Source organism: Luteibacter sp. P4_E6 (assembly GCF_056401535.1).
Genome location: NZ_JBFUJE010000151.1, coordinates 1 through 8,507 on the forward strand (window position 1 = coordinate 1; position 8,507 = coordinate 8,507).

The window sequence follows — 8,507 nt, forward strand, 5'->3', positions numbered from 1 at the left end:
GTACCTGAAGGAGGCTACGCATCTATCGCCGAGGCCGAGAAGGAGCTGACCGACTTTCTGATCTACTACAACCTAGAACGGCAACACTCGCGACTAAACGACATCCCGCCAGTGCTCTTCGAGCAACTGGCGGCTCAGGCTCCTACACCGGTGTCCAGAAAAGCTTGACCACTGCAATTCATCGGCGAAAGCGCTGGACTCAGTCTTTGTCCTGATCGGACTCCTGCACCCCGATCAGGCGATCGTCATAACACCGATCGCCGCAACGGCGATCGCGAGACCTAGCCAATTCAACCACGACAACTTCTCGCGGAATGCCAGCGCACCGACAAGTGCGCCGAGCAACACGACACCCAGATTCATCGACGCGAACGCCAGCGACGGATCATTCGGCAGCGCCTGATGGCCGCGGATGTAGAACAGGATGTTGGCGAAGTTGGCCGCACCGAGGACCACGCCGAAACCGATGCTACGCAAGGACAACGGCGCCTGGCGGGTCAGAGCGCGCGCGAACACGGCGATCCAGCAGAGCACCAGCGCGATCAGGAACGAGGCGAGCAGGGCGCTCGGGAAGGGCGCGTGTGCCTGGGCAACCAGCTTGAAACAGATGTCGATGGCGCCGAAGCCGGCGAACACGGCGAGCGGCGCTAGCCAGCCTGCGCGTTCTACGCGCTCCTTGCGCCAGAGGATGCATGCCACGGCGACGAGTGCGAGGCCGATCCCGAGGACCTTCAACGGGACGAGCGCTTCGCCGAACAGGAGGAAGGCCGCCGCCAGCGAGAGGAACAGGGAGAGCCGCTGGGCCACGTCCGTGCGCACGATGCCGGCGCTGCTGACCGAGCGCGCGAGCATGACGAAGATGGCGGGGAGTAGCACGCCGAGCAGGATCAGCGGTACGCGTGCGTCGGACTGGAGTGCCGCCTGCGGCGTCGCACCGAGCAGCCAGACGGCAAGACCGGCCGCGACAACGTAGTTGGTGGCGACGGCCTGGACGATGTCGATGTTGGCGCGGCGTGCGAGTTTCAGCAGGACCGAGACGGCGACGCTGAAGGCGACGGCGAGGAGGATGTAGAGCATGGGGGTGGGTTACGCGGTGGGGCGAGACTGAGAAGTTTCGCACAGAGCATCGCCGCTGAAGCGGCTCCCACAGGGGCATCGCCGCTGAAGCGGCTTGTGTCTTTGCGTCGGCGTAGGCTTCGGGGTGAGAGCGGAGTGCGGCAAGCCCGCTAGCGGCGGTGCTGCGAGCACGTGTGGGAGCTGGGGCTGCCGCACTCCCTCCACCAATAGCCCGAACAGTTGCCCGAGTCGTACCTCGAAATCACAAGCCGGGGCATGGTGGAGGTGCTCTCACTTCCGATCGTACTCCGGAGTGAAATCATGAGCATCCATGTAGGAATCGACACCGGTAAATCCATGTTGGACGTGGGTTTTTTTCCTGGTGAGCGCTGCGAACGCTTCGCCAATACGGCCGAAGGCCATCGCGCGTTACTGCTCGCGCTGGCGCCCCTGGAGGTCCCCCACATCGCTATCGAAGCGACGGGCGGCTATGAGCGAGGGATCATCGATGCGCTGGCTCAGGCCGGTTATTGCGTCACCCGCCTGGCGTCGCATCGCGCCTCGGCTTACTCGCGAGCCATGGGCCGGTTTGCCAAGAGTGACACCCTCGACGCCCAGATCCTGGCGCGTATGGCGGCGAATATCACTCCACAACCGTACGAGATGCCGTCGCCCGAACGCGGCGAACTGGCCGAACTGGTGCGGTGCCGGTTGCAGATGGTCAGCCAGCGTGACGACAACGGTCGACGTCTGAAGCAGACGCAGCTGGCTGCAGCCCAGCACGCGCTGTGCGGCATGATCGAGGCGGCCAGTACGCAAATCCGTGAGCTCGACCGGCGTATCGCGAAAGCCACGAAGGCCGTCGATCCTGCCTCACGGCTGCGCGAAGTGCCGGGTGTCGGGCCCGTCGTAGAAGCGACCCTGATCGCGTACCTGCCCGAGCTGGGACGGCTCACACGACAGCAGATCGCCGCGCTGGTGGGCGTGGCGCCTTACGTCGACCAGAGTGGTTGCCGTGACGGTGCCAGGCGCGTACGCGCCGGCCGATGGATCGTCCGGCGCGCGTTATACATGGCCGCCTGGGCCGCCGTCAGAGCAAAAGGAACAGCCCTGGGCGAGCGTTACCGCGCCCTGCGGGCGCGGGGAAAAGTAGCCAAGGTGGCCATCGTTGCCTGCATGCGATGCCTGATCACGGCCATCAATGCGATGGTCCGTGATCAGGCCGGATGGCGGCATGGGGCGGCTGTCTAAAAAAGACAGTTGCTCCCACATAAAGCCGGCTCCTACCGGGCAGGGGCGCGGGCGGCGTAAGCGTTAATCGCGGAAATTATCGAACTGCAGCGGCAGTTCCACGTCCGCCTTGCGCAACAGCGCCATTGCGGCCTGCAGGTCGTCGCGCTTCTTTCCGCTGACGCGCACCTTGTCGCCGTTGATCTGCGCTTCCACCTTCAGCTTCGCTTCCTTCATCGACGCGATGAGCTTCTTCGCGATCGGCTGCTCGATACCCTGCTTGATGGTGACCTTCTGCCGGGCCTGGGCGAGGTTCGACTCCGGCTTGCCGACATCCATGGCGCGGACGTCGATATGGCGCGCCGAAAGGCATTCGCGAAGGATGGGCATCAGCTGCTCGAGCTGGAATTCGTTGTCCGCCTTCAGCGTGACGGTGCTCTCTTCCAGCTCCATGCCGGCCGAGGTGCCTTTCAGGTCGAAGCGGCTCGTCACCTTGCGGTTGGCCTGGTCGATGGCGTTGGTGAGTTCGTGCTTGTCGACTTCCGAAATGATGTCGAAGGAGGGCATGACGGGGATCCCAAAGTCGTGGCGAGGTCAACAAGTTTACGCGAGGGCGGTACCATGTGTGTTTGCGCGACGGAAAACCCAGCATGGAATACGACGTCCTCGTCATCGGGGCGGGCGCGGCAGGCCTGATGACGGCCATCGTCGCGGGCGGCCGCGGCAAGCGCGTGCTGGTGGTCGACCACGCCAATCGGGCCGGCAAGAAGATCCTGATGTCCGGTGGCGGGCGCTGCAATTTCACCAATACCGCCACGACGCCGGCCAATTTCCTCTCGGCGAACCCGCATTTCTGCAAGTCCGCGCTGGCCCGCTATACGCCGTGGGACTTCATCGCGATGGTCGACAAGCATGGGATCGCCTGGCACGAGAAGTCCCCGGGGCAGCTGTTCTGCGACGATTCCTCCAAGCAGATCGTGCGCATGCTGCTCGATGAATGCACGGCGGCCGGGGTTCGCGTCGAGATCAACTGTGCGGTGTCCCGTCTGCGCGCCACCGACACCGGTTTTGGCTGCGATACACCGCTGGGCCACGTGCGGGCTGCGTCCGTGGTGGTAGCCACCGGCGGGCTGTCGATTCCGAGCCTGGGCGCCACCGGCTTCGGCTACGAGCTGGCAAAGCAGTTCGGCCACGCCATCTTGCCGCTGCGCGCGGGCCTCGTGCCGCTGACGCTGAGCGGCAAGCACCAGGAGCGCTTCGAAGGCCTCGCTGGCGTGGCACTGCCCGTGGAGGCTGCGGCCAACGACGCAAGTTTTCGCGATGCGCTGCTCTTCACTCATCGTGGCCTCAGCGGCCCGGCCATCCTGCAGATCTCCTCGTACTGGGAGCCGGGCACCGACCTTCGCGTAGACCTGCTGCCGGGCATCGACGCCGCGGAGGCGCTGCTGGCAGCCCGTGACGAGCGTCCGCTCGCCGAACTCAAGACCGTGCTCGCCACCTTGCTGCCGCGGCGCCTGGCCGAGCGCCTGTGCGAAATCTGGCTGCCGAATCGTCCCATGCGGCAATACCGTGACGCCGAGTTGAAGGACATCGGCGCACAATTAGCCAGTTGGCCGGTCGTGGCCAGCGGTACCGAGGGCTATCGCACGGCCGAGGTCACCCTCGGCGGCGTGGATACCGACGAGGTCTCGTCGTCCACCCTGATGTCCAAACGCCAGCCCGGCCTCTATTTCGTCGGCGAAGTGCTCGATGTGACGGGGCACCTGGGTGGCTATAACTTCCAATGGGCCTGGGCCTCCGGCAATGCCGCTGGCCTGGCCGTCTGACGCGGAGCAACGTATGCGGATCGGTTTTATCGGACTGGGCAACATGGGCACCGGCATGGCCGGTACCCTGATCAAGGGTGGCCACGAGCTGACGGTATGGAACCGCTCGGCGGACGCGGCGAAGCCGCTGGCGGAGCAGGGCGCGAAGGTAGCCGCCAAACCCGTGGACGCTGCCACCGGCGCCGAGGTACTGCACAGCATGCTGGCCAACGACGCCGCCGTGCGCGAGGTCATCCTCGACAGTGGCGTGCTCGATGCCTTGCCGAAGGGCGCTGTCCACGTGAACCACGCGACCATTTCGGTTGCGCTGGCGCAGGAGTTGATCGCGGCGCACGAGAAACGCGGTCTCGGCTATGTCGCGGCGCCCGTTTTCGGTCGTCCCGAAGTAGCTGCCGCGGGCAACCTCAACGTCGTCGCTTCCGGCAAGCCGGACGCGGTAGCGAAGGTGCAGCCGCTGCTCGAGCTGATCGGGCAGAAGGTCTGGCCCATGGGCGACGACCCGATCCGCGCCACCATCGTCAAGATCGGCGGCAACTTCCTGATCGGTGCGGCGATCGAGAGCATGGCCGAGGCGACCACGCTGACCCGCGCCCACGGCGTCTCGGCGGCGGATTTCCTCGATGTCATGTCGAATTCGCTGTTCGCCTCGCCGATCTACAAGATCTACGGCGGCATGATCGCCGCGCAGACCTATACGCCGGCGGCATTCAAGCTGAGCCTGGGCTTCAAGGACATCGGCCTGGCCCGCGCCGCAGCCGATGCCAAGCGCGTGCCCATGCCGTTCGCCAGCGTCTTGCACGACGCCTTGCTGGAGTCCCTGGCGGCGGGTGACGGCGAGCTGGACTTCTCGGGCCTGGCCCGTGTGGCCGAGGGCAGGGCACACCTGAAGGACTGACGCCGGTAAGGATTTCGGCAAGCCTTCACAATCATTACCCCTGCGGGTCCGCGACAATCGGACCAGCACGCTGTTGTGCAGCTGAGGAGGGACATCATGACGGTAAGCTGGAAGACGGTATACGAGGGCATGCACGAGGGTCGCGCGGTCCTCGTGAAGGAATCGAACGACGGCACCTTCAAGCTCGCCACCAAGCAGATCTACCACGACGAAGGCATTGCCTACCAGGAAGGCAGTCGCTACGTGCATGTCTCGCCGGCCAGCGTCGGTGAAGAAGTCGAAGTGGAAGCGAACTCGCGCGACTCGCTCGAGGAAGCCCTGAAGGAACTGCATTTTTCGTCGGACACCGTCACCGCGATCAGCGGCAAGCTGGCCTGACGATCGAACCTGCGTTTCTGCCATGATGGGGGCTCGTTCCCCCATCCCGGTGAGCACCGTCCATGGCAGAAACGATGTCTTCGACGATGGAACGTACCGTTCCTCGCGTCCTGATGTGCGCACCCACGTTCTTCGAAGTCAGCTACGTCATCAACCCATGGATGACCGGCCACATCCACGACACGACCTCCGAACGCTCCCGCAGGCAGTGGGACGCCCTCCGCGAAACGGTGTCGCGCCATGCGGACGTCGCGCAGGAAGAGCCCGCGCAGGGCCAGCCCGACATGACCTTTGCCGCCAACGCCGGTCTGGTCTTCGGCAATACCTTCGTTCCCAGTCGCTTTCGATACGCCGAGCGTCAGGGCGAGGAAGGCCCTAACCGGGCCTGGTTCATCCGCCACGGTTTCGACATCGCGGATCTCCCTGACGACGTCTTCTTCGAGGGTGCCGGTGACGGCCTGTTCGATCGCGGCGTCTCGCGTCGCCTGTGGATGGGTTACGGTCATCGATCCGATCAGGCTGCGGCACCCGCACTGGCGCGGCTGCTCGACGTGGAAGTGCTGTCGCTGAAACTCGCCGATCCGCGCTTCTACCACCTGGACACCTGTTTCTGCCCGCTGGCGAACGGCTACACGCTGTATTTTCCGGCAGCGTTCGACGCGCCGTCATTGGCACTGATCGAGAAGCACGTCCCGCCGAGCCACCGCATCGCGGTACACGAGCACGACGCCCTCGATTTCGCCTGTAATGCGGTGAACCTGGGCAAGGTGGTGATCCTCAACCGCGCCAGCCCGGATCTGCGTTCGCGTCTGGAGGGGGCCGGGTTCATGGTGATCGAAGTCGCGCTGGACGAGTTCATGAAGTCGGGCGGTGCAGCCAAGTGCCTGACGTTGCGCCTGGATGAAGCCGTCGGCGCCTAGCCGCTGGCTTTTGTAGGAGCCGATTCATCGGCGAAGGCCGGTCGCGATGCGCCCCATGTAACCAGCGGCTTACGCCGCCTCACGCTTGTGGGTGCGTTGGGAGGCGCGAGGGGCAAGGCCCTTGGGGCCGCGGCGCGGCTCTTCGAGACGTGAAGTGGTCAAGTATTTCTAGACACCCGATAGGGTATTTTTTCGGGCCGTCAGCATCTCGTGGATGGCTGGCGGGACCTGTCCGTTGGCCGCATGCAGGCGCCGATAGTTGTAATACGACGTCAGGAAGATCGTGGCATCGCTCTCGGCTTCGTGACGGCTGTCGTAAGTCCGTTGCATCCATTCGGTCTTCAGCGTGGCAAAGACCCGCTCAGCGACCGCGTTGTCCCAGCAGCATCCCTTTCGACTCATGCTTTGGGTGATCCCTAATCCTTGCAGCCGTCGGATGAAGCCAAAGCTGTTGTATTGAGAGCCCTGGTCGGAGTGGAACATCAGCTCGCCCGAAGGCTTGCGTTCTTTCACCGCCATATCCAGGGCGGCCAGCGCCAGCTTGGCGTTGGGCTGGGTCGAGAACGCCCAGCCAACGATCCGCCGGGCATACAGATCCACCACGATGGCTAGGTACAGCCAACCCTGCCGGGTCGGCAGGAACGTGATGTCGCCGACCCAGACCTGGTTGGGCCGGGCCACGTTGAATTGCTGTTCGAGACGATTGGGGGCGGGCACCGCCGCCTTGCTCGCTCTTCGATAGGAGCGCCGGCGCACCCGCTCGGCCCACACGCCAGCCTTCTTCATCAGGGTCCGTGCGCGATATCGACCCGTCGGCATGCCTTGCCGCGCAAGCTCCGCAGCCATGCGGCGTGTGCCATAGCTACCTCGGCTCTGCCGATGAATCTGTCGGACCGAGGCCACCGCCTTCGGCTCGACAGGAACCGGCCGTTCCTCCGCGCCCCGCCCGGCGTAGTAGCTGCTGCGGGGATATTCCATGGCGTCGCAAAGCTGGGTGACAGGGTACGCCCTCTTCAGTTCGTCGATCACCGCCGTGGGCGATCGTTCTCCCGAACGAAGAAGGCGATAGATTTTTTTAGCAGTTCGCGCTCCTCCTGGAGCGTAAGCACCTGCGCCTCGAGCTCGACGATACGTCGACGGTCCTCGTCGGCCGTCCTCTGACTGCCTGGTGCCGGATTCTCCGCCTGGTACATCGCCACCCACCGTCTTAACGCGGTAGAGCCGACATCCAACATCTCACACACCTGCCGTACCGAATGGCCTTCAGCCAATATCAGATGCACGGCCTCGTCCCGCTGAGCCTGCGTAATGTCTTTGCGTCCCATGGTTCACCTCGTTCTGGCTGTGAAGCCCTCTCGGGATGTCCAGAAAGATTAGACCACCTCAACGGGCCGTAGGTCCTCTTCCGCATTCCATGTGAACTGAGCGGCCCTCAGCTTAAGCGTCCCCAAGGGCCTTACCCCTCGCGCCACCGAACGCCGAGGTTGCGTGTGGCCGAGCAAACCGCCCGCCACTCACAGCCCCGCTCTTGTAGGAGCCGATTCATCGGCGATAACCAGATCGCGACAACGCCACGACGCCCGGACACCCGTCCGGACGCCCCGCGCATCGTCCGCGGACACGTCCGGCGTTCTTGGTCGATTCGCAAAACCCGCGCAAGAATGCGCCTTGCCGTTGATTTCCACCGTTGGCACGACCGATGCAGAGGTAACTACGACTCCACCTCAAACATCGTCAAAGGACAACGACCATGAAATTCGAAACCGCCATGCTGCATACCTTCTTCGCCGCCAGCGTTTTGACCTGCCTTCTGATGCTCGGTGCGTTCGTTGCATCGCCTGCGACGCATGTGGCTTCTGCCGCGGCGTTTGTTGTGGCGGTTCGCTGAGCGGCTCGACCTCATCGTTGGTGTCGCGAGTGGTGCTTTGCATCGCGACACAAGGGCGGTTCAATCGCTCGTCCAATGATCGCAAGGCCTCATTCGTTACCTCATAGCCTGAGGGTTCGCCGCTGAAGCGGCTCCTACGAGAGCGCGGTGCGTCGGTCATTCGATACGAGGCAACAAAGCGGCGGGGCGTTCTTGCCACACGCCACCTCAACGTTCGGTGTCGCGGTCGGGTTGGCCCTTGGGGCCGCTTAAGCTGAGGGCCGCTCAGTTAACGGGCGGAGCGAGCGCGGTCCCTACGGCCCGTCTCGAAGAGC

At 64.1% G+C, this 8,507-nt stretch carries 10 protein-coding genes; 6 read left to right on the plus strand and 4 right to left on the minus strand.

Features of this window, described 5'->3' with window-relative positions; genetic code table 11:
* Window positions 1-234 precede the first annotated feature (234 nt).
* On the minus strand, window positions 235-1,077 hold the full coding sequence (locus AC1DT2_RS11120; protein WP_477296247.1) for an EamA/RhaT family transporter: 843 nt from the start codon (window positions 1,075-1,077) through the stop codon (window positions 235-237).
* A 300-nt stretch (window positions 1,078-1,377) separates the two neighbouring features.
* Between AC1DT2_RS11120 and AC1DT2_RS11125 the strand changes: the two genes are divergently transcribed.
* On the plus strand, window positions 1,378-2,307 hold the full coding sequence (locus AC1DT2_RS11125) for an IS110 family RNA-guided transposase (RefSeq protein ID WP_477296248.1): 930 nt from the start codon (window positions 1,378-1,380) through the stop codon (window positions 2,305-2,307).
* Between the two features lie 63 nt (window positions 2,308-2,370).
* Here the strand turns inward: AC1DT2_RS11125 and AC1DT2_RS11130 are convergent, their stop codons facing one another.
* A complete protein-coding gene (locus AC1DT2_RS11130; protein ID WP_063573449.1) occupies window positions 2,371-2,853 on the minus strand; it encodes a YajQ family cyclic di-GMP-binding protein in 483 nt (160 codons plus the stop codon).
* 83 nt (window positions 2,854-2,936) lie between these two features.
* Here AC1DT2_RS11130 and AC1DT2_RS11135 point away from each other — a divergent pair, with 83 nt between their 5' ends.
* From AC1DT2_RS11135 to AC1DT2_RS11150, 4 genes are all read left to right on the plus strand, one after another.
* Window positions 2,937-4,112, plus strand: a complete 1,176-nt coding sequence (locus tag AC1DT2_RS11135) for a BaiN/RdsA family NAD(P)/FAD-dependent oxidoreductase (RefSeq protein WP_477296249.1) — start codon at window positions 2,937-2,939, stop codon at window positions 4,110-4,112.
* Between the two features lie 13 nt (window positions 4,113-4,125).
* The gene (locus AC1DT2_RS11140; protein ID WP_063573565.1) at window positions 4,126-5,007 is read left to right on the plus strand and encodes an NAD(P)-dependent oxidoreductase; all 882 of its coding nucleotides are present in this window, start codon (window positions 4,126-4,128) and stop codon (window positions 5,005-5,007) included.
* A 96-nt stretch (window positions 5,008-5,103) separates the two neighbouring features.
* On the plus strand, window positions 5,104-5,385 hold the full coding sequence (locus AC1DT2_RS11145) for a hypothetical protein (protein ID WP_063573566.1): 282 nt from the start codon (window positions 5,104-5,106) through the stop codon (window positions 5,383-5,385).
* An 86-nt stretch (window positions 5,386-5,471) separates the two neighbouring features.
* Window positions 5,472-6,305 carry a dimethylarginine dimethylaminohydrolase family protein gene (locus tag AC1DT2_RS11150; RefSeq protein ID WP_477296250.1) on the plus strand — a complete coding sequence of 278 codons (834 nt, stop codon included), beginning with the start codon at window positions 5,472-5,474 and terminating at the stop codon, window positions 6,303-6,305.
* Window positions 6,306-6,473: 168 nt separating this feature from the next.
* On the opposite strand, the gene AC1DT2_RS11155 is transcribed toward AC1DT2_RS11150, so the two are convergent.
* Entirely contained in the window at window positions 6,474-7,334 is an 861-nt protein-coding gene (locus AC1DT2_RS11155) for an IS3 family transposase (RefSeq protein ID WP_477296251.1), read from the minus strand.
* Entirely contained in the window at window positions 7,331-7,630 is a 300-nt protein-coding gene (locus AC1DT2_RS11160) for a transposase (protein WP_063573108.1), read from the minus strand. The genes AC1DT2_RS11155 and AC1DT2_RS11160 overlap by 4 nt, the downstream gene beginning before the upstream one ends.
* 425 nt (window positions 7,631-8,055) lie before the next feature.
* On the opposite strand from AC1DT2_RS11160, the gene AC1DT2_RS11165 reads away from it, so the two are divergent.
* Complete coding sequence (locus AC1DT2_RS11165) at window positions 8,056-8,193, plus strand: hypothetical protein (RefSeq protein WP_477296252.1); 138 nt, start codon at window positions 8,056-8,058, stop codon at window positions 8,191-8,193.
* The last annotated feature ends 314 nt before the right edge of the window (window positions 8,194-8,507 follow it).

What these genes read in the sequence shown, in the direction of transcription:
- AC1DT2_RS11160 (WP_063573108.1), bottom strand. Translation starts at nt 7,630, where the DNA reads ATGGGACGCAAAGACATTACGCAGGCTCAGCGGGACGAGGCCGTGCAT.
- AC1DT2_RS11125 (WP_477296248.1), top strand. Translation starts at nt 1,378, where the DNA reads ATGAGCATCCATGTAGGAATCGACACCGGTAAATCCATGTTGGACGTG.
- AC1DT2_RS11150 (WP_477296250.1), top strand. Translation starts at nt 5,472, where the DNA reads ATGGAACGTACCGTTCCTCGCGTCCTGATGTGCGCACCCACGTTCTTC.
- AC1DT2_RS11135 (WP_477296249.1), top strand. Translation starts at nt 2,937, where the DNA reads ATGGAATACGACGTCCTCGTCATCGGGGCGGGCGCGGCAGGCCTGATG.
- AC1DT2_RS11120 (WP_477296247.1), bottom strand. Translation starts at nt 1,077, where the DNA reads ATGCTCTACATCCTCCTCGCCGTCGCCTTCAGCGTCGCCGTCTCGGTC.
- AC1DT2_RS11145 (WP_063573566.1), top strand. Translation starts at nt 5,104, where the DNA reads ATGACGGTAAGCTGGAAGACGGTATACGAGGGCATGCACGAGGGTCGC.
- AC1DT2_RS11140 (WP_063573565.1), top strand. Translation starts at nt 4,126, where the DNA reads ATGCGGATCGGTTTTATCGGACTGGGCAACATGGGCACCGGCATGGCC.
- AC1DT2_RS11130 (WP_063573449.1), bottom strand. Translation starts at nt 2,853, where the DNA reads ATGCCCTCCTTCGACATCATTTCGGAAGTCGACAAGCACGAACTCACC.
- AC1DT2_RS11165 (WP_477296252.1), top strand. Translation starts at nt 8,056, where the DNA reads ATGAAATTCGAAACCGCCATGCTGCATACCTTCTTCGCCGCCAGCGTT.